This window comes from Paenibacillus dendrobii, assembly GCF_009807035.1.
In the GTDB taxonomy this organism is placed as follows: Bacteria; Bacillota; Bacilli; order Paenibacillales; family Paenibacillaceae; genus Paenibacillus_AQ; species Paenibacillus_AQ dendrobii.
Genome location: NZ_WUBI01000001.1, coordinates 755,963 through 781,195, shown reverse-complemented (window position 1 = coordinate 781,195; position 25,233 = coordinate 755,963). Strand labels below are relative to the sequence as shown.

At 46.3% G+C, this 25,233-nt stretch carries 27 protein-coding genes and 1 pseudogene; 24 read left to right on the top strand and 4 right to left on the bottom strand.

The annotated features are described in order from the left end of the window. Positions 1 to 53: 53 nt before the first annotated feature. The 5 genes from GRF59_RS03330 (at position 54) to GRF59_RS03310 (ending at position 4,040) form a co-directional block, all read left to right on the top strand. A complete protein-coding gene (locus GRF59_RS03330; RefSeq protein WP_160496231.1) occupies positions 54 to 1,031 on the top strand; it encodes a VanZ family protein in 978 nt (325 codons plus the stop codon). Positions 1,032 to 1,288: 257 nt separating this feature from the next. Next, positions 1,289 to 1,618, top strand: coding sequence for a PadR family transcriptional regulator (locus GRF59_RS03325; RefSeq protein WP_160496230.1), 330 nt, complete (start codon positions 1,289 to 1,291; stop codon positions 1,616 to 1,618). A gap of 14 nt (positions 1,619 to 1,632) precedes the next feature. Further along, a complete protein-coding gene (locus GRF59_RS03320; RefSeq protein ID WP_160496229.1) occupies positions 1,633 to 2,496 on the top strand; it encodes a pentapeptide repeat-containing protein in 864 nt (287 codons plus the stop codon). 14 nt (positions 2,497 to 2,510) lie between these two features. Further along, on the top strand, positions 2,511 to 3,272 hold the full coding sequence (locus GRF59_RS03315) for an ABC transporter ATP-binding protein (protein WP_160496228.1): 762 nt from the start codon (positions 2,511 to 2,513) through the stop codon (positions 3,270 to 3,272). Next, entirely contained in the window at positions 3,273 to 4,040 is a 768-nt protein-coding gene (locus tag GRF59_RS03310; protein WP_160496227.1) for an ABC transporter permease, read from the top strand. 128 nt (positions 4,041 to 4,168) lie between these two features. Here GRF59_RS03310 and GRF59_RS03305 read toward each other — a convergent pair whose 3' ends face one another. After that, positions 4,169 to 5,515, bottom strand: coding sequence for a glycoside hydrolase family 64 protein (locus GRF59_RS03305; RefSeq protein WP_160496226.1), 1,347 nt, complete (start codon positions 5,513 to 5,515; stop codon positions 4,169 to 4,171). Between the two features lie 218 nt (positions 5,516 to 5,733). Here GRF59_RS03305 and GRF59_RS03300 point away from each other — a divergent pair, with 218 nt between their 5' ends. The 6 genes from GRF59_RS03300 to GRF59_RS03275 all read left to right on the top strand — a co-directional run bounded on the left by GRF59_RS03300 (position 5,734) and on the right by GRF59_RS03275 (position 11,468). Continuing rightward, positions 5,734 to 6,492, top strand: coding sequence for an endonuclease/exonuclease/phosphatase family protein (locus tag GRF59_RS03300; protein ID WP_160496225.1), 759 nt, complete (start codon positions 5,734 to 5,736; stop codon positions 6,490 to 6,492). Between the two features lie 231 nt (positions 6,493 to 6,723). Further along, positions 6,724 to 9,009, top strand: a complete 2,286-nt coding sequence (locus GRF59_RS03295; protein ID WP_160496224.1) for a glycoside hydrolase family 3 N-terminal domain-containing protein — start codon at positions 6,724 to 6,726, stop codon at positions 9,007 to 9,009. A gap of 207 nt (positions 9,010 to 9,216) precedes the next feature. After that, the gene (locus GRF59_RS03290; RefSeq protein WP_160498097.1) at positions 9,217 to 10,110 is read left to right on the top strand and encodes an RCC1 domain-containing protein; all 894 of its coding nucleotides are present in this window, start codon (positions 9,217 to 9,219) and stop codon (positions 10,108 to 10,110) included. A gap of 196 nt (positions 10,111 to 10,306) precedes the next feature. After that, a complete protein-coding gene (locus GRF59_RS03285; protein ID WP_160496223.1) occupies positions 10,307 to 10,672 on the top strand; it encodes a DUF2089 domain-containing protein in 366 nt (121 codons plus the stop codon). A 13-nt stretch (positions 10,673 to 10,685) separates the two neighbouring features. Then, positions 10,686 to 11,117: an SHOCT-like domain-containing protein gene (locus GRF59_RS03280; RefSeq protein ID WP_160496222.1), complete on the top strand. Its 432-nt coding sequence runs from the start codon at positions 10,686 to 10,688 to the stop codon at positions 11,115 to 11,117. A gap of 6 nt (positions 11,118 to 11,123) precedes the next feature. Beyond that, on the top strand, positions 11,124 to 11,468 hold the full coding sequence (locus tag GRF59_RS03275) for a hypothetical protein (protein ID WP_160496221.1): 345 nt from the start codon (positions 11,124 to 11,126) through the stop codon (positions 11,466 to 11,468). A gap of 7 nt (positions 11,469 to 11,475) precedes the next feature. Here GRF59_RS03275 and GRF59_RS03270 read toward each other — a convergent pair whose 3' ends face one another. After that, on the bottom strand, positions 11,476 to 12,375 hold the full coding sequence (locus GRF59_RS03270) for an AraC family transcriptional regulator (protein ID WP_160496220.1): 900 nt from the start codon (positions 12,373 to 12,375) through the stop codon (positions 11,476 to 11,478). Positions 12,376 to 12,500: 125 nt separating this feature from the next. Here GRF59_RS03270 and GRF59_RS03265 point away from each other — a divergent pair, with 125 nt between their 5' ends. From GRF59_RS03265 to arsC, 10 genes and pseudogenes are all read left to right on the top strand, one after another. Next, on the top strand, positions 12,501 to 13,388 hold the full coding sequence (locus GRF59_RS03265) for a sugar phosphate isomerase/epimerase family protein (RefSeq protein ID WP_160496219.1): 888 nt from the start codon (positions 12,501 to 12,503) through the stop codon (positions 13,386 to 13,388). A 30-nt stretch (positions 13,389 to 13,418) separates the two neighbouring features. Continuing rightward, positions 13,419 to 14,471 carry a Gfo/Idh/MocA family protein gene (locus GRF59_RS03260; protein WP_160496218.1) on the top strand — a complete coding sequence of 351 codons (1,053 nt, stop codon included), beginning with the start codon at positions 13,419 to 13,421 and terminating at the stop codon, positions 14,469 to 14,471. A gap of 344 nt (positions 14,472 to 14,815) precedes the next feature. Then, a complete protein-coding gene (locus GRF59_RS03255; RefSeq protein ID WP_160496217.1) occupies positions 14,816 to 15,655 on the top strand; it encodes a nucleotidyltransferase domain-containing protein in 840 nt (279 codons plus the stop codon). 215 nt (positions 15,656 to 15,870) lie between these two features. Beyond that, entirely contained in the window at positions 15,871 to 16,218 is a 348-nt protein-coding gene (locus tag GRF59_RS03250) for a VOC family protein (RefSeq protein WP_160496216.1), read from the top strand. Next, complete coding sequence (locus tag GRF59_RS29640; RefSeq protein ID WP_237391610.1) at positions 16,206 to 16,364, top strand: hypothetical protein; 159 nt, start codon at positions 16,206 to 16,208, stop codon at positions 16,362 to 16,364. Before GRF59_RS03250 ends, GRF59_RS29640 begins: the two co-directional genes overlap by 13 nt. A gap of 22 nt (positions 16,365 to 16,386) precedes the next feature. After that, a complete protein-coding gene (locus GRF59_RS03245) occupies positions 16,387 to 16,698 on the top strand; it encodes an ArsR/SmtB family transcription factor (RefSeq protein WP_160496215.1) in 312 nt (103 codons plus the stop codon). 61 nt (positions 16,699 to 16,759) lie between these two features. After that, the gene (locus tag GRF59_RS03240) at positions 16,760 to 18,187 is read left to right on the top strand and encodes an NAD(P)-binding domain-containing protein (protein ID WP_160496214.1); all 1,428 of its coding nucleotides are present in this window, start codon (positions 16,760 to 16,762) and stop codon (positions 18,185 to 18,187) included. Positions 18,188 to 18,263: 76 nt separating this feature from the next. Beyond that, positions 18,264 to 19,214 carry a thioredoxin-disulfide reductase gene (gene trxB, locus GRF59_RS03235; RefSeq protein ID WP_160496213.1) on the top strand — a complete coding sequence of 317 codons (951 nt, stop codon included), beginning with the start codon at positions 18,264 to 18,266 and terminating at the stop codon, positions 19,212 to 19,214. A 117-nt stretch (positions 19,215 to 19,331) separates the two neighbouring features. Next, positions 19,332 to 19,455: pseudogene (locus GRF59_RS30240) on the top strand (ArsB/NhaD family transporter); the annotation flags it as partial. Positions 19,456 to 19,481: 26 nt separating this feature from the next. After that, positions 19,482 to 19,910 (top strand): arsenate reductase (thioredoxin), encoded by a 429-nt coding sequence (gene arsC, locus GRF59_RS03230; RefSeq protein WP_160496212.1) that lies wholly within the window; start codon positions 19,482 to 19,484, stop codon positions 19,908 to 19,910. A gap of 164 nt (positions 19,911 to 20,074) precedes the next feature. On the opposite strand, the gene GRF59_RS03225 is transcribed toward arsC, so the two are convergent. After that, on the bottom strand, positions 20,075 to 20,830 hold the full coding sequence (locus GRF59_RS03225) for a YheC/YheD family protein (RefSeq protein ID WP_160496211.1): 756 nt from the start codon (positions 20,828 to 20,830) through the stop codon (positions 20,075 to 20,077). Positions 20,831 to 21,037: 207 nt separating this feature from the next. Here GRF59_RS03225 and GRF59_RS29315 point away from each other — a divergent pair, with 207 nt between their 5' ends. Continuing rightward, positions 21,038 to 21,208: a hypothetical protein gene (locus GRF59_RS29315; protein ID WP_202128479.1), complete on the top strand. Its 171-nt coding sequence runs from the start codon at positions 21,038 to 21,040 to the stop codon at positions 21,206 to 21,208. Between the two features lie 105 nt (positions 21,209 to 21,313). Here GRF59_RS29315 and GRF59_RS03220 read toward each other — a convergent pair whose 3' ends face one another. Continuing rightward, on the bottom strand, positions 21,314 to 22,126 hold the full coding sequence (locus tag GRF59_RS03220) for a class I SAM-dependent methyltransferase (RefSeq protein WP_160496210.1): 813 nt from the start codon (positions 22,124 to 22,126) through the stop codon (positions 21,314 to 21,316). 451 nt (positions 22,127 to 22,577) lie between these two features. On the opposite strand from GRF59_RS03220, the gene codB reads away from it, so the two are divergent. Both codB and GRF59_RS03210 read left to right on the top strand, forming a co-directional pair. Then, a complete protein-coding gene (gene codB, locus GRF59_RS03215) occupies positions 22,578 to 23,855 on the top strand; it encodes a cytosine permease (protein ID WP_160496209.1) in 1,278 nt (425 codons plus the stop codon). Then, positions 23,824 to 25,092, top strand: coding sequence for a cytosine deaminase (locus GRF59_RS03210; RefSeq protein WP_160496208.1), 1,269 nt, complete (start codon positions 23,824 to 23,826; stop codon positions 25,090 to 25,092). The genes codB and GRF59_RS03210 overlap by 32 nt, the downstream gene beginning before the upstream one ends. Positions 25,093 to 25,233 lie beyond the last annotated feature (141 nt).

Here is a 25,233-nt window from a genome sequence, read left to right as displayed (position 1 = left end):
CGGCATATAAACTTAGAACCAAGTTTTTCCTATGAAGAAGAAAGGGTGTATGCATGTATCAAGGGAAATTTCGAAAGATCATCATAACGGTGTTGGGGCTTTATACTTTATTAACCCTTTATTTTATATTCATAGGTTTTCAGAGAGGCTCACTTAGTCAAGATCCGAGCCTGCGATTTAACGTCATACCTGGGGGGATTCCTTTACACCTTCCCATAGGAAGAGATTACCGAATTTGGGTATTTGAATGGAGTAATTTTCTTGCGTTCATCCCTTTCGGTATATTGATCCCACTTCTGTTTCGCTGCACGTTTTTCCGCTTTATCGGCTTCTTTATTCTGTCTATTACGATCCTCGAGACATTGCAAATGATTTCCCGGCTGGGAGCTTTTGATATAGACGATATCATCATTAACACTATAGGGGCTGCGGTGGGATACGCGTCACAGCGGCTCGTCGTTCATCATCGATTTTCAATGAAAGCGATGTGCAGAATCATTCTGACAGCGGTTGTCATCTCGGCGGGCACGATTATCGTCGTTGGCGGCATCAATCAATATGTGGAGCACGGAGAAGGAAAGACGGTCGCGCTGAATGATCTTGCCCTCGCAAAAGGGACTGTGCTGTGGGATGAAAGCCTTACAGGTTTTACAGCAGATCAAACCAAGGTCGAACCTCGAATCAATCTTTACAGTCGAAAAAACGTAAAAAACAACGCGTTTTCTTATCAATTAAAAGGTCAATACGCAAGAATGTCAGGTTATGCTGCGATACCGGATGATGTTAACAACGCAAGCACCGGGAGGACCCAAATCACTTTTACCGCAGATGGAACGGAGATTTACGAATTGGTTTTAGGAGAACATCACCCGGACTCCTTTCATATCCCGTTACACGGAGTAGACAAACTAACCATATCGTTCTATACCGACAATCCGAATCCGGATGTCAATGTCGTCATGTGGGATACGACATTGACAGAGGCAAACACGGGACAAAGGATCATAAAAGGCATCAAATCGCTGTTTTAACAAGTGCTTCATTTAGTTAGTGTTTCCGAATAAGTTATTCCCGCTTTGACTTGGTTTAGCCGGGTGAATGGAATGAGTAATACGTTAAAAGCCGCATCGTTGCGGCTTTTTGTGTTATATGGTGAACCGTAATTGTTGTTATTTCAATGATTTCCAGCCGTATATTTCTCAGAAAATTCACCAAGGTATTTTATTCAACAAACTACCTTGACTGTCATAGTAATGTATTGTAAAGTGTAGCCATGGAGGTAATTGTAATGAGCGATAACAAAATCACATCCGACCTGCTTCGTGGCCATACCGACACGATGATATTGCGACTCTTAACCGAGGCTGACCGCTACGGCTATGAAATTGTCAAGCTGATTGCCGAGCGTTCGGACGGCGAGTATGAATTAAAGGAAGCCACGATGTACTCCAGCGTCCGGCGGCTTGAGGCTGACGGTGATATCGAGTGGTATTGGGGGGATGAATCTCAGGGCGGACGGCGTAAATATTTTAGGATTACCGAGAAAGGCAAGAACACTTACGAACGCAACAAAAGCAACTGGGAGTATGCACAGCGCGTGCTTGAAAACTTATTATAGGGAGGCTTCATGTGATGAATGAGAAACTAACAAGTTATTTGAACGGTCTTTTTGCATCCTACGATGGAGTAAAGAGCGTCGCCGAATTAAAGGCCGACTTGCTCTCCGATTTGCAGGAGCGTTACAGAGAAATCAAAGCCGAGGGCAAGGACGATGAAACAGCCTTTAAGATGACCGTTGAGAGCATCGGCGACATCGAGCAAACGATCCAGGAGGTCGCGAGCCTTTCCCGCGTTCTTGAGCGGCAGGTGGTGACGAACTTTAGCTCAAGCAACTTGACGCAGAGCGATTTTGCGGGCGTTACCGCGCATAAGGGGAAATTCACTTCCAGCGCGCTGCGAGGCTCCGACTTCACGAACGCGGACCTCACCGGCAGCTCGTTTAAGAGCAGCGATGTGCGAGATGCCCGTTTCGACGGGGCAAACCTGACCGAATGCAACCTGTCTACTCTTGACCTTTCGAATGCAAGCTTCAATAAGACGACTCTTGTGCGAACCAATTTCAGCAAGTCGTGGCTGGTCGGAGCAAAGTTCATAAACGCTAAATTGACCGACGTTAACCTGACGATGACCGCTCTCAGTAAAACCGTCTTTGAAAACTGTATTTTCGACGGAGTCGACTTCACCAATTCCAATCTGTCAGGGCTGCGTTTTGAGGGCCAAACCTTCATCGGCGTCAAATTTGACAAAGCGGGTTTGAATAAAGTTTCGTTCAAGGGAGCGACACTCAAGAATGCGTCATTCCAAGGATCATTACTTTCCAAGAAGTATTACCGGGCCATCAAGACCATCTCCTTTGACGGCGCGACGATGGATAAACTGACCTTCGCATCGCTCAAAGGCATGGAGGCAAACTTGTCAAATGTAACGGTTATCTAAGAGGGGGAGAGGCTATGGAAAACAAGTCGATTCACGTCAAAGGGCTGCAAAAATCCTACAAGCAGCAGCAAGTCCTGAAAGGTGTAGATTTTGAGGTGGAAAAGGGCAGTGTTTTTGCCCTTCTCGGCTCCAACGGAGCGGGTAAAACGACGACGGTAAAAATCCTTACCACGCTGCTGAAACCCGACAGCGGAACTGCCACTGTTAATGGATTCGACGTCGCTACAAAGCCGGACCATGTGCGGCAGTCGATCAGTTTGACCGGCCAATTTGCCGCCGTGGACGAAAATTTGACCGGGCAGGAAAATCTCGTCATGATCGCGAAGCTGAGACATCTCGATGCCCCGCGTCAGATCGCACGCGATTTGCTGATGCGCTTCGGATTGACGGATGCCGCAGACCGTAGAGTATCGACTTATTCCGGAGGTATGCGTCGCAGACTCGACCTCGCCATGAGCCTAATAGGAAAACCGCAGATCATTTTTCTTGACGAGCCGACGACCGGCCTTGACCCCGAGGCGCGCATTGAGGTCTGGAAGATCGTCAAGGAACTTGCAGGCAACGGCACGACGGTATTCCTGACCACGCAGTATTTGGAGGAGGCTGAACAGCTTGCCGATCGAATTGCCATTCTGCATGAGGGCAAAATTATCGCGGGCGGCACGCTCGCGGAGCTGAAAAAGCTGTTTCCGCCCGCCAAGGTGGAATATGTTGAAAAACAACCGTCATTAGAGGATATCTTCCTCACGATCGTCGGCAAAAAGGAGGAAAACTAAATGGAAGTGGTCAAGAAACACTACTTCAGCGATATGGGCGTCATGCTCGGACGTTCCATGCGCCATATTTTCCGCAGCTGGGATACCATCATTACGGTCACGATCATGCCGGTCGCATTTATGCTGCTGTTCGTCTATGTGTTTGGAGGCGCCATTCAAACCGGCACGGATAACTATGTTAATTACTTGTTGCCTGGCATTCTGCTTATTGCTATTGCAAGCGGTATTTCTTATACGGCTTACCGTCTATTTATCGATGTGCAGAGGGGTATATTAGAGCGATTCCACTCCATGCCGATTGCACGTTCGACCGTGCTGTGGGGACATGTGATAAGCTCGCTGGTATCCAATGCCATATCGGTTGTCGTCATCATACTCGTCGCGCTCGTTATGGGCTTCCGCTCGTCGGCAGGGCTTCTGCCCTGGCTTGCCGTAGCCGGCATACTCATGCTGTTTACGTTGGCGTTGACTTGGGTCGCGGCGATTGCCGGACTGTCTGCCAAATCCGTGGATGGTGCAAGCGCTTTTTCCTATCCGATTATCTTCCTGCCGTTCATCAGCTCGGCGTTTGTGCCAACCGAGTCGATGCCGTCGGCCGTTCGCGCCTTTGCCGAAAACCAGCCGGTGACCTCGATCGTAGAGGCTATCCGAGCGCTACTCTCAGGTCAGCCGGTGGGTAATGATATATGGGTCGCTCTAGCGTGGTGTGTTGGGATTATGCTCGTAGCGTATTATTTTGCGATGAGGGTGTATAAAAAGCGGGTGTAAAATAATGAATTATTTAAGGAAGCCAATCAATATAGGGAAATAACTCTAAATTGGGAAATAGATTGAAACGGAGCCGTGAGACAAAACCGCGCAGCACCGAGTGAATTGCCGCGCGGTTTCATAATAATTTACCAGCCTACACGGATAATCAGGCCTTTCGGGTCGCCTGCTTCAAGGTAAGAAGATTGGCCGTTGACATCGTCATAGGGGAACCCGTAGGCCAAGCGGTTAATGCTATGATCATGCCAAAATTTTGCATAATAATTGGCCGGAGCAGCTTGATAGTAATTCGACACGTTATTCCAGTCACTTGTCGTATATACATGACGATTAATGGCTGCACAAGTTGACGCATTGGTTAAGGCGCCGTCACACCGAAAAATATCCTGCGTACTGTACGGAGCGTATCCGCCGAAATAGTTGGCATTAGCGCCGCCCTGGGCGAAAGAACCGTGAATCGGAGCGACGATACGGTAAGGTGCTTGAATGGTGCCCAGCGATTTGAATACGGCAGGAACTTCAGCCTGGAATTTGGTAAAGATTCCGCTTCGGGTCTCGGATTCTAGCTCGCCAGTGGTCTGATCGAAGGAACCGGATTTATTGACCAGTCGATGCTGGATAGGGAAACCGAATCCATCAACGCGTGTTGTATTGCCATGATAGCCGGCTGCATCCATCGTGAATTCGACGAAATCGAAATAGATATCTCGGTTCGGATCGGTTGGATTATTCAGATCGGGGCCGGCGAATCCATCGTTATAGGTCTTGATGTAAAGTGGAGTACCGACACTAAGAAACATTCGGCCCGCCGTAATCTTGGGCAAGGTAACCCAAGGAGCATCGCTGATCTTGTGGTATATGTTAGCGTAGTTGATGCCGTTCTTGGTTAGATGGCCCGGTGCATCATTCAAAGCGTTGGAGATGGCAATCAGATTGCCGTTCAAGTCCAGATAGCTCCACTGATTGTTCGCGGGGTTGATGCCGAGAACGCCCCAATATATTTGCTGGTCGTTGTAAGTGCCCTTGGTACCATTCATGATCTTCACCGAAACGGCGCCATTTGGCGGCATGGGGATGGAGGACGGTATGATGTCATAAATAGAGCCAGCAGATGAAGGAGGTATCGTATTGCCCGCCGTGTATGTAAAGTCTCCGGTGTCGTAGGCCGGGTTTCCATTGTTGTAAGTGAAAGAATACGTTATCACGGAACCGCTAGACATGTTCGAGACGGCCTGTTCATAACGGGATTGAACAGCATTGTAAGCCATTCTGAAATTTTGCTGTACGCCGCCGTTCACTTTATAATGGACATCGACCCAACTTGTGTTGACAGCGGATTTGAACCATATGGTGGCTGAGTTTCCGGTTAATTCAATGCCCCGCGTATAGTCCGCAGCTGCGGCTTTCGTAGCGAAGATGGAGCAACAGGCCAACAGTAATGACAGGATTAGCAGGTAAGGCATTCCCTTTCGCATGATCAGAGTTCCTCCTTTTAAATGGGGATAAAAACCAGCTTCGCCATTGGGATTGAAACGGCATCCCCCCTTTATTCTGGATGTATTTGGTTGACTGGATCAAATGTATGCGATTGCAAAATGATTATAAACCTACGCACCATAATATGGTAAGTATTGGAATTTCGGTATAGAGAACAAAATTTCGGTTGAGAAACAATAAAGGGGAGAAAAAGGATATGGCTATGGGAAGTACAACCGTAATGTCATACAATATCCAACATGGCGTAGGTATTGATGACCTTCTAAGCTTGCAGAGGATCGCGAATGTCATCCGTGAATCCGGTGCCGAAATTGTCGGACTTCAGGAGGTCGACCGATTTTACGGGATACGAAGTGATCATAAGGACCAAGCAGCAGAATTGGCAGGCATGCTCGGTTACCACTACATATATGGCGCCAATCTTGATTTGCCGCCTGACGAAGGACGGGCCGACAACCGTCAATATGGGAATGCTATTTTAAGCAAGCATCCTTTTATACGGTATGAGAACATTTTCCTCAGCAGCTCCGAAGACGAACAACGGGGTGTTCTGCATGCGGTTGTAAATATGCGGGGCATTCAAGTCAATGTGTATAATGCGCATCTTGGACTGGATGTCGCGAGCAGAACGGTACAGGCGCAGGAATTGAACGATCTTGCCTCCACCATTCACGGACCGAAGATTTTAATGGGCGATTTCAATACGGAACCGGACAGTTCAGAGCTTCAGATGTTGTTAGATAGCGGTTTATTCGTCAACAGCTTTCAGGGCATCGAAAATGCCTTTACCTTTCCGGCAGACGATCCGTCTGAAAAGATCGATTACATATTAACGTCACCAGGAGTTCAGTATTCGAATCAGCGTGTGATCGCTTCGGAAGCTTCGGACCATCTGCCAATCGCAGTCGATTTGGCATTCGAACGAAAGGAAACGATTGCTGGAGGGGAAATATGATCGAATGAAAAAATGGATCGAGGAGTACAGTCGGGACTACGCGCTGCTATGAGAAGTCGTCGAAGGATTGTCCGATTAGGAGCTGCGTACCTGAGATGGCCAACGGCAGCTGGAGCACACGTTAATGGCTTACTTCCTACAGAGGAAATAGGTCATTTTCTATTTAACGCAACAAAATGATATCCGAAGCGTCTATTCATCGTACATAGAACAGCAACAGAGGTGGAACAGATGAATGTAAAAATGATGACGATATTCGGTGCCGTAATCGGTTCTGTACTCGTATGGACAGGAAGCGCAACTGCTGCGGAAACACGTTTTGTCGATCTGCAGCATTCAAAATGGGCAGAAGACGGAATCACCTATATGGCGAAAAGGGGAACCGTAGCCGGATACGGCAATGGAAAGTTTATGCCAGAGAGAAACGTAACAAGGGCAGAAGCCGTCACTTTTATGGTGCGGGAACTTTATTCGCAGGAGCTGCAACAAGATGCGAAAGGCATGACCTATTCAGATGTGCCATCAAACCATCCTTTTTATCGGGAAATATCCATAGCGGCAAAACATGGGCTGGCCGGCGGATTTCCTGACGGCACTTTTCATCCGGATGCACCGATGAGCCGCGCAGAGACTGCGGCATTCCTAACACGTGCCTATTCACTCGTGGAAGGCAAGCAGCACGTCATTTTCAAGGATACAGAAATGCATTGGGCGGCAGCGCCTATTCTCATCATGAGCTCCAATGGATTGATCGGAGGATATTCGGATAGCAGCTATCGTCCGGATCGATCTGTCACGCGTGCGGAGTTTGCCGTATTTATGACGCGAGTGATTCGATTTGAACGCGAAACAGCCATTCGATCAGAGGACTGGGATAAACTGATGTCATATATGACCGTTAGTGAGCAAGTCGGCCAAATGCTCATGCCTGACATTAGGCAATGGAACGGTCAAGTGACTACGACTGTCAATGAAGGGCTGAAACGAAGCATCCATGATCAAGATTTGGGCGGACTTATTCTTTTCGACAAAAATATAGTCGATGTGCGACAGGTCACGACGCTCACGCATGATCTGCAAATGGAAGCAGGAGACATCCCGTTGTTTCTTGGCATCGATCAAGAAGGGGGCGTTGTGAAGCGGATCCCGGGCGGAACGAATCTGCCGGGTCAAATGGCGCTTGGCGCAACCGGTGACACATCGCTGGCCGAAGCGGCCGGAAAGCTGACAGGGGAAGAGCTGAAGGCACTTGGGCTGCAGGTCAATTTTGCGCCGGTGCTCGACATTAACAGCAATCCAGACAACCCGATCATCGGGATGCGTTCGTTTGGCTCGAAAGCGGATTTGGTATCACGGCTTGGCCTCGGAACAATAAAAGGGCTGCGTCAATCAGGGGTCATCGCGGCCGTCAAGCATTTTCCGGGGCATGGTGACACGACGGTAGACTCCCATCTGGGAATGCCGGTGCTGACACATAACCGCGAACGGCTTGATGCTGTAGAACTGAAGCCGTTTCGGGCAGCAATCGATAACGGGGTGGAAATGATCATGACCGCGCATATTGCTTTCCCGGCAGTAGATAACGAACACGTGATTTCGCTCAAGGACGGAAGCAGCGTGCCGATCCCTGCCACGTTATCCAAGAAGGTGTTGACCGGACTGCTACGAGAAGAGCTGGGTTATAAAGGAATCATCATTTCCGATGCCTTCACCATGAATGCGATTGCGGAGCATTTTGGGGAAAATAAAGCAGTTGAACGTGCAGTTTCCGCAGGTGTTGATATCATTCTTATGCCGCAAGATCCGGCAGCCGCGCATCAGACGCTGGTTAACGCGGTGAACAGCGGAAGGATCCCGATCGAAACCATTCATACGTCGGTAAAACGCATATTGGAGCTTAAATCAAAATATGGTTTGTTTGACCGCAGTGAAAGCCTTACGCATAAGTTGACCGCGCTTAACCATGTCATTGGGTCCGAGGAGCATCGCACAGTGGAGCGGGAAATCGCAGAGCGAGCGGTCACATTATTGGCCGGCCGCGACGGTAAGCATCCGGATCAAATTCATCAAGGCGACCGGGTTGTTATTGCTGCAGCTGAGGTGGAACAGGCGAAACAGCTCGAGAGGCAGCTGAAGCAAGCCGCAAATAACCTATCGCTAAAGACGGAAATTTCCGTTATCGGTCAAGGAAAAACGAATGAGGCGCTGCAGGCGATGGATAAGGCGGATTACGTCATCCTGGCTTCTTACCAGTTCCGTAACGTAGCCAGTCAGTTCGTATGGTCCGATGTTCAATCCTGGATCGATGAGTTGAATAAGCGCAATAAGCGATACGCGCTGTTATCGCTTGGCAATCCGTATGAGACGATCTATTTGAAGAACGTACGCTCAGGCCTTGCACTTTACGGAAAACAGGAGCCTAATACAACCGCCGGGATCAAAGTGCTGCTCGGCCGATTGGAAGCCGGCGGCGTGTTGCCGGTGACAACAGATCAACGAATGGTTAGTGATAATTAACCACGCAGGTATCAGAAAACAAGAATATCTATCTCATCATAAGCCGCGGTAGCGCGGTTTTATTTTTTTGAAACATCACCATGAAAAATGAGTTTGTTGTAGTAAGTACGTTGATCGCCTTCGGGTAATCTTTTTCGGTTCAAAACAGAAGTATATGGTACGCGGATGAAGATAACAAAATGGGTCTTGTTCTCAAGGAGGGAAGACATGGATTACATTACACCAAAAGAAGCGGCGTTAAGGGTAAAACGGCGGCCTAAAGATACCATAGCGGCGGGTCGTCGTCATACTGTTGGCCTTAAATCGGACGGCACGGTGGCGGCTGTGGGCGATAATAAATATGGGCAATGTGATGTAAGCGGCTGGCGCGATATTGTGGCGGTCGCGGCGGGTAATGTTCATATGGCGACGAACACGGGGAATGCTCATACCATCGGCCTTAAATCAGAAGGTACTGTAGTGGCTGTGGGTTGGAATAAGCATGACCAATGCAATGTCGACGACTGGCGCGATATTGTAGCGGTTGCGGCAGGTTGGCGTCATACCGTTGGGCTTAAATCGGACGGCACGGTGGTAGCAGTGGGCCGAAATAATGAAGGTGAATGCAATGTAAGCGGCTGGCATGATATTGTGGCGGTTGCGGCTGGTGACTGGCATACCGTCGGTCTTAAATTGGACAGCACGGTGACGGTCGTGGGTAATAATCAGTATGGTCAATGCAATGTAAGCAGCTGGCATGACATCGTTGCGGCAGATGCGGGTTACCTTCATACCGTCGGTCTTAAATCGGACGGCACGGTGGCAGCTGTAGGTCTGAATAAGCATGACCAATGCAATGTAAGCGAATGGCGTGGTATTGTGGCGATTGCGGCGGGCAGTAAGCATACCGTCGGCCTTAAATCAGACGGTACTGTCGCGGCTGCGGGTTGGAATGAGTATGGCCAATGCAATATAAGTGATTGGCGCGATATTGTGGCGATTGCAGCAGGCTGTACCCATACCGTCGGCCTTAAATCGGACGGCACGGTGGCGGCTGTGGGCGATAATAAATATGGGCAATGTGATGTAAGCGGCTGGCGCGTCATTCAACTGCCCGGCTAAAGTTTCTACACTACTTCCCCTTAAAGAAACGAATGCCAACCTCTCCGGCATGGCCTGTCACTCTAGTCGCACTAATAAATATGAATTCCTTAATTGGAAAATTGATAAAATTAATTATTTGATTAAAATAATTAATTTATTTTCATTTACAAATTGAATACGTTTATTTATAATTCAAATAAAAAAGGAGTGGAGTATGAAATATCCCATCATCACACAGTGTCCTGTATGCGACCATCCACTGTACGCCGTCAAGTTGGAATGTGGACATTGCCGTACGACCATTGAGAACACGTTCGAATTATCAAAGCTGGCTCTGCTCTCGCCCGAACAGCTTCATTTTGTGATTACTTTTCTTGTGAACAGAGGGAACATCAAGGAAGTGGAAAAAGAGCTCGGCATATCTTATCCGACAGTACGCGGCAAGCTGAATGATATCATTATGGCCCTCGGATATGATACGCGCAAGAAACCGGAAGTCGATGAGAAGAAGGTCATTTCCATGCTGGAGAATGGCGAAATCACCGCGGATGAAGCGGTCAGAATGTTGAAGGATGAATGAGGAGGAAGATAGGATGAAAGAAGAAATCAGTAAAGTGCTGTCCATGATGCAGGAAGGAAAAATTGATTCGGATAAAGCTTCAGAGTTGATTAACGCACTGAAGGAGAAGCAAACGGCTCACACATTGCAAACCGTGCAGACGATGGGTAAATCCGACTACTCGAAGAAACTGTCATCGACTTCCGGTGGTTATTTGGACAAAACGCTGAAAATACGGGTTACATCTCAAGAAAAAGATAATATCAACATCAATTTGCCAATTAAACTGGTGAAGGCTGTTCTCGGAGCAGGGCACAGCATCGCGTCCAATATTCCGCAGGCTGCGAAATATGTGAAGGATCTCGATATCGATATGCTGATTGATGCAATCGAAAACGAGCTTGCCGGGCAAATCATTGACATCCGATCCGGTGAAGAGGATACCGTCACCGTCGTGATTGAGTGATGGGCCATGATGATTGTGAAGGTGAAGAGTAAGGAGCACGCTTTTACGATTCCGGTCCCATATACTGTGTTGCGCATGGGGAGTGGTATCCTAACTTCCAATATAGTCCAGCGCACTTTGAAGGATTGGCTGAACAAGCAAGGCGGGCATGCGGCTGGGCACTCAAGCCGGAAGCAAGATTTCGATTCGGACAGCAGCCGGTTCGGAATTGAACTGGTGCTGTCGATTCTCGAAAATCGAAGCACAAAGCAAGCGATCAGGCAGCTCATCAAGGAGTTGCAACATTGCAAGGGTACGGTTCTGGTCGATGTCCAGGCTCAGGACGGCACGGAAGTGTTGATTAAATTGTAAGCAGCTGTCATTCGATCATGTCCCTCTTCCTCGTTTGGGAAGGGGTCATCCCCATGTATTTTTTATAAATCCTCGTGAAATAATTCGGATTCTCACAACCCACACGGGCCGCAATTTCAGTAATCGAATCATTGCTTTCCTTAAGGAGCCGTTTGGCCTCTTTCATCCGTAAGATATTGACATACTCAACAAAAGTTCGCCCGGTTAGGCGTTTGAAGAGCTTACAGAAGTAATAAGGATTCAGACTGACCTCCTTAGCTGCTTGTTCAACAGTCACTTTATCCGCATATCTCGATTCAATCTGCCGGATTAATTGCTTAAAGCGCTCCCGGTTGGGAAAATAAGCTCGTTCACCTTGTTCCGCAAACTGCTGCGGCATAAAGCTGCGCGACATCAAGGTGAAGAAGAGGTGAAGCTTGGATTTGACCACGAGCTGATAAGCAGGAGCTTTTGCAGAGAACTCCTGAATAATCTCATCCAATAGAGAGTAATAAGGTATGCAGGTTTCGTCCTGGTCCGCCGGTTTGACGGGGAATTGAAATCTGCCCTCCAAATAAGGGGCGACATACTGTGCGTGGACCGGATCCGACAGCCAATCGTTAAACAGCGAAGCATTTAGCACAATGCAATCATAATTTACATCCCCGTCACCGAGTGAATATCCGACATGAAGGCTGCCAGCAGGTATGAGGATGATATCACCGGGCTGAACGACATATGGCCGGCTGTCAACGTGGATTACAGCACTTCCTGTCTGCATAACCAGAAATTCAAAATGCTCGTGCCAATGCAGGTACAAGATACAATCCCCGGTTTTGGCGGAAGCACAACGATTCTGAAAGAGTTGAAACGGATATTCCGCATGCTCAAGAACCGTATCCTCCCATAGTTCCTTTGGATAGGTCATCATGTACTCCCCCCTACAAAATCAGACTAGTATTGCACAAGATTGAGTAGAGAAAACGTGAAAAATCCCCATTATAATGGTGGTGTTACGAATACTATAAGCCAATATAGGAGTGATATACAAGATTGGATAACACATTGCGCATTGGGACGCTGGTGGGTGGAAATGATGCCGTAAAGGTCATTCCGCAGATCGTAAAGCATGGATTTGAATCATTTAATCTCACGTTCTGGCAATCTTCAGGCGATACAGACTTGGGGGAATTGGCCCGAAAAGTGCGTGAGCTTGCAGACGAGCATGATTTTGTCATATCCGCAATCAGTGTGTTCGGCAACCCGCTGACTGGCGAAGGGGACAATGCCGATACTCTTTCAACGTGGGAGCGCCTTATCGATCATGCCCACCTGTTCGGGACGAATCTTGTATCCGGTTTCACAGGAAGAATTCCAGACCGCCCGATCGACGAGTCGATCCCCAGATTTAAAGAGGTTTTTGGTGAATTGACGAAGCGTGCGGCAGATAAGGGAGTCCGGATTGCTTTTGAAAACTGTGATATGGGTGGAACTTGGGAGTCCGGTGATTGGAATATTGCACATAATCCGGCGGCCTGGGAGCTGATGTTTAATGCTGTTCCTGAGGATAACATCGGTCTCGAATGGGAGCCCTGTCACCAGATGGTAAGCTTAATCAATCCGATTCCGCAGCTGCGCAAGTGGGTGTCTAAGGTGTTTCATGTACATGGTAAGGACGCCACGATTGCCTGGGATATTGTAAAAGAACATGGTATTCACGGAAACCAGCCATTTGTGTGGCACCGTACACCTGGCTTTGGCGACTCCAATTGGACTGATATTATTACCATCCTAAGGCAGCATGGATATCAGGGAACGATTGATATTGAAGGATGGCATGATCCGGTTTACAGGGGTGAGCTTGAGATGATGGGACAGGTTCATGCCTTGAATTATTTAAAACGCTGCCGGGGCGGTGATTTTGTCCCGAATCCGATCTGAATGACAATGTGGTAGAGGGAGCTGAAGATAATGGCAGTAGAACACCGGATCGTTGTGGCTGGCTGTGGCGGCATGGCGAATACATGGATTGATTATGCCATAGCCAGGGAAGATACGGAAATTGTTGGATTGGTTGATATTAAGGAAGAGATTGCGGCCGCTATGGCGGAACGAAAGGGTCTTTCCTGTCCGGTATTCACAGATATCGAGCAGGCAGTCACGGCAACCAAAGCTAACTTGGTTTTTGATGTGACGATACCGTCGAGCCATCACAAGGTTGGCATAACCGCGCTTGAACTGGGGTGTCATGTTTTTTCCGAAAAACCACTGGCAGAATCGATTCAGGACTGTCTTGATATTGTTCGTCATTCGGAGAAAAACCTTAGGACACATGCTGTGATGCAGAATCGTCGCTATGATCCGCGCATTCGTGCTTACCGCAATCTGATTGCTGAGGGGACGATCGGGCAACCTGGATTCATAAGTGCAGACTTTTTTATAGGTGCCCATTTTGGAGGTTTTCGGGATGCCATGCAAAGCCCGCTGCTGCTGGATATGGCTATCCACACTTTCGATCAGGCGCGGTTCATTATGGATGCGAATCCCGTCTCGGTATACTGCCACGAGTTTAATCCTCCCGGATCGTGGTACTCCGGAAATGCCATGGCGATTTGCATATTTGAAATGTCGGACGGTTCTGTGTTTAATTACCGGGGTTCTTGGTGCGCCGAAGGTGCCCCCACATCCTGGGAGGCATCCTGGCGTGTGACCGGGGAACACGGGACAGCAATTTGGGATGGGCAGGGAGAGCCTTATGCGGAAGTTGTCGCGGCTGGTGATCAGGAGGGCCAGTTTATCCGTCATGTTGATCGTATTCCGGGCAAGCCTGTAGAAATGCTTCATACCTTTCATCAAGGCTGCCTGGACGAAATGTTTGCATCACTGGCTGAGAACCGCAAACCCGAAACCGACTGCAGCGACAATATGTACAGTATGGCAATGGTCCTTGCTTCGCTGGAAAGCGCAAAGTCGGGCAGTAAAGTGCTTATTGCTGATTGGATGAATGCGGCATTACCGATTTAAAAATCCCTGTAATTTACATATATCCCACTTAAAAGTCGCTAAGTTAGCGGCTTTTTTGTTTTTTAAGAGTGAATTCGTGAAAAGGCATTTTCGACAACAAGTGATGTTAAATTTCCAAGTGTATTATCTAAACGAGACTATGAAGCATCTTTGAACAGATTGGTGTATCTCTTGCAAAGAAACAAGAGATAGTGAATTTGGAAAGTTGATTTGGATTGGAGATGCTGAAGGCCGACTGGTCTAGCTTTGAGAGCAAAATTGTTTAATAAATTACTCTCCCTTGAAATCAAGAACCGTGATTTATTATTATAGAAATAATTGAACTTAAGCTTGGAGTGAGAGCTATGAACGTACAATTCACAATTTCGAATATGGTTGACAGCTTAAAACATATCACTGGAATAAGTGCTCTCGTTCTCGGCGGTTCAAGAGCCAAAGGAACTGAAAATCACAACTCTGATATTGATATTGGGATCTACTACGACTCCGAAAAAGGGCTGGACATTACCGAGCTTCGTCGGGTCGCAGCTGCAATGGATGACGATCATAGAGAAAACTTAGTGACAGAAATAGGTGACTGGGGACCCTGGATTAATGGCGGAGGTTGGTTGAAAGTCAATCAAACTCCAGTTGATTTTTTGTATCGTGATCAAAATAAAGTGTCATATGTAATTGAAGAATGCATCAGGGGAGGGATCACCATTGATTACCAACCAGGACATCCCCACGGATTTGTCAACTCGATTTATTTGGCTGAAATCGCATTGTGTAAAGTGTTGTGGGACCCTTCGGGAGTTGTAGGAAAACTGAAAAGCAGAACAACCCCATACCCACCCGTTTTTCATGAAGCTACCATTCAAAAATTTTGTTGGGAGGCAACCTTCGCTCTCGATAATGGATATAAAGGTATTCACAAAAAAGATCTATCTTATATAGCTGGATGTTTTTTCAGGTCAGTATCCTGCTTGAATCAGGTATTGTTTGCGATGAACGAAACGTTTTTGATGAATGAAAAGGGGGCTACAGCCATTGCCGATTCATTTAGCATAGTGCCAGGCAAATACTCCCAGAGAATAAATGAGATTTTTACTCTGCTCATGGAAGATCAAGAGAATGTAAAGAAAGCCTTTAATATGATGCGTGAGCTTATTCAGGAAACTGAAAATCTGATAAAATCCAAATAGTTTTTTGAACAAACGGGAAACGATACTTCATCTTACGAAACAAATGTGAACCCAATGTAATACTTTTACACAAGATAGGGCACATTGTGGAGGACCTTTGTCAATGAGGTGTTCCAACGAAGAACGAGATTGGTTGAAGAAGGATTTTGTTTTTATTCCTTGAATTTCTAATTTAATCGAAAATGAAAGACATTAGAGAATGGAGCGAGTTCATAATGATAAAAGGCGTCGGGGGAATATTTTGGAGGACTAAAAATCTAGAAGCTATAAAAAAATGGTACAGTGAAGTGCTGAAGATCGAAATAGATCATTGGAATGGGACTATGATTAAACCCGATTCAGAAAATGGAACTATCTTTTCTTTCTTTACTGAAGATGACCCTTACTTCCCAACAGAACAACAAGTGATGCTCAATTTCCAAGTACATGATCTAAACGAGATGATGTTGCATCTTGAACAAATGGGTGTACCTCTTGCAAAGGAAAAGGAGAGCAGTGAATTTGGTAAGTTTATTTGGATTCAAGATCCTGATGGTAGACTGATTGAGCTATGGGAGAATTAACGGATGCACGGGCAAAAGAGGGAGTTGAAGTTGCGGCTCCTTTTTCTTATTCACTAACGGGACGCAACACCACAACCCATCAAAAAAAATTGATGGTTGACATCATGCTTTTTATCTCATACAATAAACACATCAAAAATATTTGATCTGAACAAAGAAGGTGAAAACATGATTCAAGCAACCATCGATGAAGCTTTTTTAACTACTTATGAACAGAAGTTTAAAGCATTGTCCGATAAAAATCGGTTGAAAATTATATATGAATTAAATCAAAAGGGGAAGGTCTGCGTATGCGATCTTACAGATTTGCTGGACTTGCCTCAATCGAAATTGTCTTATCATTTAAAGACCCTTCTGGATGCCAATCTGATTCTCATGGAACGCATCGGAAAATGGAACTACTATGAATTGAATGACGAAGAAATAAAAGGGTTATTATCAGAGAAACTGTGCTGCATTTTTTATCCGAATTGTAATTGATATTTTTTTAAATAACGCATCAAAAATATTTGATGGATAATAATCACTGGAGGAAAAAGCGATGAATAATATCGAATTTAAAGTAGTTTCAAACGATTGCTGTACCCCTTCTACTACATGCGGTTCTGAATCTGCAACTCAGGATGGTCAACTCCTAGAAATGAAGAATGATATCAGCGAGCTTCCGGTGGCTATTATCGGGGCTGGACCGGTTGGGCTAGCGGCTGCCGCCGAACTTGCGATTCGTAAACAAAGCTTTATTGTATTCGAGTCAGGCTCCCGTGTTGGCCACAACATTCGCGAATGGGGACACGTTCGCTTGTTCTCGCCATGGCAATATAACATGGATAAAGCAGCACAAAGCCTTTTACATGAGCAGGGTTGGGTTTCTCCATCTCCTGATGAGCTTCCATTGGGTAAGGATATCGTTGATAAATATCTTGAACCGCTTGCCGCTCACCCCAGCATGAACCCTAATATCATGTATAATTCAAAAATCTTGGCAGTAAGCCGGAAAGACACTGACAAAATGAAATCAGCGAATCGGGAGAAGCAGCCTTTTGTCCTTTACGTTGAAACAGAAGGCAAAACGACACGATATGAAGCAAGAGCTGTGATCGACGCCTCCGGAACCTGGGGTCACTCCAATCCTTTGGTTGCCAGCGGCATATGGACCGAAGAAGAACGATCTGTAGAGGAGCAAATTTATTACGGAATCCCGGAGTTAAATTCGGAACACCAGACCCGGTATAAGGGCAAACGTATTGCCGTGGTGGGGAGCGGGCACTCGGCTTTGAACACTTTGCTTGATTTGGTCCAGTTGAAAGAAGCTGATCCGAGTACAGAGCTATATTGGATCATGAGAAAAAGGAAAGTGGAGGAAGCCTACGGCGGAGAGGGGAACGATCAGCTTGAAGCTAGAGGAGAGCTTGGAAGCCGCATTCACCAGTTAGTAAGCACTGGACAAATTCATGTGGTGACTCCTTTTAAAATTGAACAACTGATAAAGGACGGTCATCAGATTCAAATCATGGGAACGATGAATGGAGAAGAGTCAAAGATCAGCCATATCGATGAAATCATAGTCAATACCGGAAGCCGTCCAGACTTTTCCTTCCTGGAAGAGATTAGACTCAGCATTGACCCGGCTACGGAAAGTACGTTGATGCTCGCTCCTCTGATTGATCCGAATGTTCACAGCTGCGGAACCGTACGCCCTCATGGGCAAAAAGAACTTCAGCATCAGGAAAAAGACTTTTATATTGTCGGTATGAAGAGCTACGGACGTGCTCCAACTTTCTTGATGGCCACGGGATATGAACAGGTTAGATCCATTGCTGCATTTCTCGCTGGTGATCTGGAAGGGGCAGCTAATGTTGAGTTAGATTTACCGGAAACGGGAGTGTGCAGCATAAATAACGCTTCAGCAAGCAGTGGGGAAAGCTGTTGCAGTGTGCCGGCGACACAATCGACATCATGCTGCAATTAATTAACCTCTATAATTGAGGGGGTACGGCGCTCGTTGCGCCGCCCCTTTATATATGAAATATAAAGGAGTGGAGTTTATGCATAAAGTGATTATTGTCGGCACTGGTCCTGCCGGGTTAACGGCAGCTATTTATTTGGCTAGAGCTAATTTGAACCCTCTAGTGATCGAAGGTCCGCAACCTGGAGGTCAATTGACTTTAACTACAGAGGTCGAGAATTTTCCGGGTTTTGTTGAAGGAATAACTGGACCGGGGCTCATGGAGAATATGAGAAAACAAGCCGAACGATTTGGTGCCCAGTTCATGAGAGGTTGGGTTTCCGAAATCGATATGTCCAAACGTCCTTTCGTTTTAAAAGTGGAGGGCATAGAAGACTTGGTTGCAGAGTCTCTAATTTTATCCACCGGAGCATCCGCGAATTTACTTGGAGGCATTCCTGGTGAAAAAGACTATATTGGGCGTGGTGTAAGCACCTGTGCGACATGCGATGGATTTTTCTTCCGGAATAAAGAAGTACTTGTCGTAGGCGGTGGAGACTCAGCAATGGAAGAAGCTCATTTTCTCACTAAGTTTGCGTCTAAGGTTACCATCGTGCATCGGCGGGGGGAACTTCGCGCATCCAAAATAATGCAAGACCGAGCTCGCCAAAATGATAAGATCAGCTGGGCGCTCAGCAAAGAACCTACAGAAATTCTAGCGAATGACAGAGGGGTTACTGGACTTCAAGTGAAGAATGTAACTACCGGTGAGTCTGAAATTTTGAGTACCGATGGCATTTTTATTGCCACAGGACACACACCGAATACTAATTTTATGAATGGACAAATCGAAACCGATACAGCAGGATACATCAAGGTAATTCCAGGTACGACCCATACGACAATTCCAGGTGTTTTTGCTTGTGGAGATGTACAGGATCCAAAATATCGTCAAGCTATTACTGCTGCGGCTTCCGGATGTATGGCTGCGCTGGATTGTGAGAAATTTCTGGAAAACAGCATGGTTCATGATTGGAGTATGTCATCTTAATGTGTTTGATATATAATCATATAGTTATATAATGATCTAATGATATGAAGATAACGATGGAGAGACATACAATGCCGAATATCGTATTGGATGAAGCAAACGAAGTGGCTCAAATCCTACGTTCTGAGTACCAAGGGCATAAAAATTTCCTGGGGTTCTTATTCTAAAACAGGCTATTTTGACGGTTCCAACGTTGATGATCACCCTGGCAGGTCTCTACTTATGGTTAGTCATCTTATGATTTTATAATAAAGGGAGCAGATACTTATGGAAAAGAAGTCGATTTATTTTTTGTGTACAGGAAATTCTTGTCGGAGCCAAATGGCTGAAGGATGGGCTAAAAAGGTTTTGGGTGATAAATGGTTGGTAAACAGTGCCGGCATTGAAGCCCACGGTCTTAACCCAAATGCTGTGAAGGCGATGCAGGAGGTAGGAATCAATATCTCCAATCAAACCTCGGATATGATAGATCCAGAGCTGCTGAATCAGGCTGATCTCGTGATCACATTGTGCGGAGATGCTGCGGATCGCTGCCCGATGACACCACCACATGTCCGACGTGAACATTGGGGATTTGATGACCCTGCTAAGGCTCAAGGAACGGAAGATGAGAAGTGGGCCGTATTTCAACGGGTACGAGACCAGATCGGTGAACGTATTGAGCAATTCGCTGCGACGGGTGAGCGTACGTTGTAACCCAAAGCGAATTACACCGCTCAAGCGTATAACCTATTAACAAATATGTTAAACACAAAAAAACTCCCGTGGTTGTACGATTTTGCGGGAGTTTATCTTCAATCTAAACTGCCGGGAACTGAGTCGGGAAGTTTAGTTATTAAAGTAGATTCATAACTTTTTGGTTATTTATAACGTCCATAATGCTTCCCATAAGACAGAATCTTATTATATAAGCTCTTATCTTTTAATGCTTTGAGCGGGTATATTTGCGGCCGCGTGTTCACTTCAAGGATCCAAGTTTTCCCCTTCGAATCGACAGCCACATCCAAACCGAGTTCCTGGAATCCTTTGTAATGGCGGTCAAAGTTTTTGCCAACGGCAACGCCAAGTCTTTTGAGTTCCGACTCCAGCTGTGAGGTGAAGGTAGAACTGAAATCGGCATCTTTCATCGTCTTGCTGAATGTCCCAATGGAGCCGCCTTGATTATAATTGGTGGCTATTTTGTTAGGGTTGCCGACTTTGGTGAATAGGGCGGTGGTGATCCAATCTCCCTTTCTGGTTCTCTGGACCATAACCCGGATATCGAATGGCTTTCCATTGCTTTTGGCTAATCGAATTCCTTTTTGCAGCAGATAAGATCTGCTCCCTGCAAAGCGATTCAGATCACGATACAACTGAGTTGTACTCGAGTACGACGTTTTAGTAGTATTCAGCTGGCTTTGGTAGCCCCTGTCTATTTTGCGGATACGGATAATGTTACTTCCGCCTGATCCATCGGTTGGCTTAAAGAAGACGCTGGGATAGTCGTCCAGCATAGCGGACAGATTCTTTTGGTTAAACGGTAATGTGTGCGGAACGTATTTTCGGAAATAGGAATCCTTAAGCAACCATTCGGTTTTCTTCCATTTACTTTTGATGGTGCTACTTTTATATTTCATTGTGAAGAGACTCACCTCTTGTTTTTGTTTAGCATATGCCGAAAAATAGAGGGAGTCTCCATGATTGCCTTGAACCAAGATATAAGCCCCGAATCATTTTTTATCGAAAAACAATAAGAAGATGATTAGTAATGGAAATCTGCCATATTCAGAAGAGAGGGTTGTACAATACCAGTATGAAAATGATGCAACTTCGGAGGCAGCATTTTGTATTTCAAGCAGATGACGGAGGCGGAGCAGGAGAAGAAAAGCTACACGATTCTTCGTCAATTAGGATTCGTTGAACGCGAAATCATGATTGGTATCCTCCGCAGGCAGCTGCTGGTGTTGAAATGCCTAAGGAATAACAAAATGCAAAAGACCTTGGCACCCGCATAAACAAACGGAGAGCTAAGATCTGTACAGGTATTTCATCGGCACTTGGACGATAATGTTGCTCATCGATGTACTAAATTCTGCTTGTCATGATTAAGCGATCGGATATTATAGTTTTCTTGCCTTGATTACAAACGTTACAGGAAGCATCTTGGCTTTTTTTGCAAAATCGTTGTTATCGTCCCGTCTTTGCATAATTTCTTCATCAGATTGCTCAATCATTTCCTCAATGACAAATCCCGCTTTTGAGAGCGCATTCACATAGGTGGATAGTTTGCGATCCGATAGTGTTAACGTACCTTCATCAAATGATACCGAATACCAGGATTCATCGAAATAACATTTTTTAAAAGCAAGCACGTTATTTTCTTCGACAACACATTTATGTATAGGGTGAGACCAACTGAAAATAAATATACCATCTTTTTTGAGGTAAGAAGCGATCCGGTCAAAAGTACCATCAAGATCGGTGGTCCAGCCTATGGCATAAATCGAATAAACAAAGTCAAAATAATCCTCTGGTATGCCGCATTTTTCTTCCATAGGAGAACAGATCAATGTTGCTGAAAGACCGCACGCCGTCAAATATTGCCTCGTCTTTTCGATTTGGTTCTCTGATATATCCATACCCCATAGTTCAGATGCTTTGCGTTCCCCCTGATATTGCAAAGATTGACCGCTACCACAGCCGATCTCGAGCATCTTTTTTCCTGAAACATCGCCAAAAAGTTGGCATTTTTCTTCTGAGACAAATGCTCCATAATAAGGAAGCGAGGTTGCTCCTAAGATGTCATTTCCTTTGGTGTCCCAAAAGATGCTGTTTGTTTTATGTATAACAGTCTTATCCGTGTCGACCGAGATGACGCTGTCAACCTCGCCACCACCTATAATGCTTGTTCTAAGAGCAGAATTCTTGTCCATGCCGACGACCTCCCAAACATAAATAATATGAGCCTAAACGTGTATCCAGACTTGCACAATATTCCAATAATTCATATGTAGCACAAACACTCTGCGCAAGTGATGCCAAAATAATGTACCATTTTCCTACGAACTAATCTACCTAAAATCTTCCATTAAGTGTTCATCCAAACTTGCCACGTGGATAAATATGACATTGACAATCTTATGTTTTTCTAAAATAATAGAATGTAATTGAATACTGGTACCTTTAATTCAGTCCAGAGAGGCTGGCAAGGGCAGCGGATTTTCGTAATCACGCGTGAAGCAGGGCATATTCCATCAAGGGATGCTCAGCGTCTTCGCGCGGGTTATGATGAACAAAATAGGCTACTTGTCAGTTTGAAACTGACAAGTAGCCTATTTTTCTGCATTTTTGGTATCAGGAACACTTTAAGCTGGAGGTATTCAGATGAGCAAACAAGATCAAGAGTTTTCGTGGCAAGAGGTACCGAAAGCGAAGAGAAACCATTTTGGAAAGACGTTTTCAGTCATGCTGGCGTTCACTTTCTTTTCGGCAAGCATGTTGGCTGGGGGGACGCTCGGAGTCAGCTTGACGTTCATGGAGTTCATGGGAATCGTGCTTGCGGGTAATTTGGTACTCGGTATCTATACGGGGGCACTTGCACATATCGCTGCTAAAACAGGCCTTTCCACGCATTTGCTGGCAAAATATTCGTTCGGTAAGAAAGGCTCATATCTGCCTTCATTCCTGCTCGGCTTCACGCAGGTCGGATGGTTCGGCGTTGGCGTAGCTATGTTCGCGATTCCGGTCGCCAAAGCGATGCATTGGAACGTGTACCTATTGATTTTCTTGTTTGGTCTCGCCATGACAGCATCGGCAATATACGGCATGAAGTCGCTCGTTATTCTGGGCTATATTGCGGTTCCGGCCATCGCTATTCTAGGCAGTTACTCGATGTTTGAAGGAGCAAGCTCGCTCGGCGGTCTGCAAGGGTTGCTGGATTACACACCAACACAGTCGCTCACCACGGCAGCGGCATTGACCATTTGTATTGGGTCATTCATTAGCGGCGGCACACTGACGCCCGATTTTGCCCGGTTTTCCAAGACGTCACGGCAGGCGGTTATCGCAACGGTCATTTCATTCTTCCTTGGAAACTCACTTATGTTCCTGTTCGGTGCCGTCGGCGCAATGGCTTATAACCTGGCAGATATCTCTGAGGTTATGTTCCTGCAAGGTTTGACCATTCCCGCGATCATCGTTCTGGGGTTGAATATCTGGACGACCAACGATAACGCCCTTTACGCTTCCGGGTTGGGCTTTGCCAATATAACTAAAATTTCGAAAAAGTTTTTCGTCATCGTAAACGGCATCGTGGGTACGATATTTGCCATGTGGATGTATAACAATTTCGTCAGTTTCCTGAATGTGCTGGGTGCTGCGATACCGTCCATAGGCGCCATCATCATCGCGGACTATTTCTTTGTGAAGCGAAGAAACTACAAACCGTTTGCCGAGATGACATTCAATAATGTAAACTGGATAGCGATGTTGGCTTGGGCTATCGGCGTTGCCTTTGCCCAGCTGGCTCCAGGAATAACGCCATTGAACGCTCTAATCGGTACGGCGGTAGTCTACATCGTGTTGATGCTGATCATTCCAGCGAAAGAATCGACAGAAAAGGGGAAGACAAATGATTATACAGAACGCAAAATTGCGGGGTAAAGATGGTTTATGGAATATCGTCGTTAAAGACGGGAAGTTTGAGCAAATCACACAGACTCTTAAAGTAACTGCAAATGAAGAAATCGTTGACGTGGGCGGCTCGCTTGTGCTGCCACCGTTCATTGAACCTCATATTCATCTGGATACAACATTAACAGCGGGCGAGCCGGAATGGAATTTGAGCGGTACGCTTTTCGAAGGCATCCAGCGTTGGTCAGAACGCAAGGCATTCCTGACACATGAAGATGTCAAAACGCGCTCCAAAACGGCACTAAAGTGGCAGATCGCACAGGGCATCCAGCATGTACGGACGCATGTGGACGTCACCGATCCAAGCTTGACTGCAGTGAAAGCGATGCTTGAAGTGAAAGAAGAAATGGCACCTTACATTGATATCCAGCTTGTCGCATTTCCGCAGGAAGGCATTCACTCCTACCCGAACGGCGTGGAATTGCTGGAAGAGTCCTTGAAAATGGGTGTCGATGTGGTTGGCGGCATTCCGCACTTCGAATTTACGAGAGAATATGGCGTCGATTCCATGAAGGTTGCGTTTGATCTCGCCGAAAAATACGACCGTCTCATCGACATTCATTGCGACGAAATCGATGATGAGCAATCCCGTTTCCTGGAAGTCGTCGCCAAAGAAGCTTACGAACGCGGGCTGGGCTCTCGGACGACGGCAAGCCACACGACGGCGATGGGATCCTACAATGATGCATATACTTATAAATTGTTTAGATTGCTGAAAATGGCTGACCTGAATTTCGTCTCCAATCCTTTGGTCAACATTCACCTGCAGGGACGATTCGATACGTATCCGAAAAGAAGAGGACTGACTCGCGTCAAAGAGCTTTTGGAAGCTGGTCTTAATGTGTGCTTCGGCCACGATGACATCTTTGATCCATGGTATCCGCTAGGCACAGGCAACATGCTTCAGGTGCTGCATATGGGCATCCATGCTTCGCAATTGCTCGGTTACGATCAAATCGTGAATTCAATCGATCTCATTACGACAAATAGCGCAAGAACGCTACATATCGAGGATGTGTACGGCATTGAAGAAGGTAAGCCAGCCAACTTCATCGTTCTTGAAGCTGAGAATGAATATGAGACCATTCGTAAACAGGCCGGAGTGCTTTATTCCTTCAGAGGCGGCCGCAAAATCGCAGAAACAAAACCGCGGAACACGTCGATCATTCTTGACGGTGGTTCTGAGAAAGTCACTTTCAATAAATAATCGAATAATGCGTGCACTGCATCAAGCAGAGCTTACGCATTAGCCATTATCCCCTCATGGTGGACAGGGAAACAAGAGACCGCGTTATCGTGAACTCTTCCTGTATAAATGAGGGGATTTTTTGTGTGGAAAGGCAGAAAG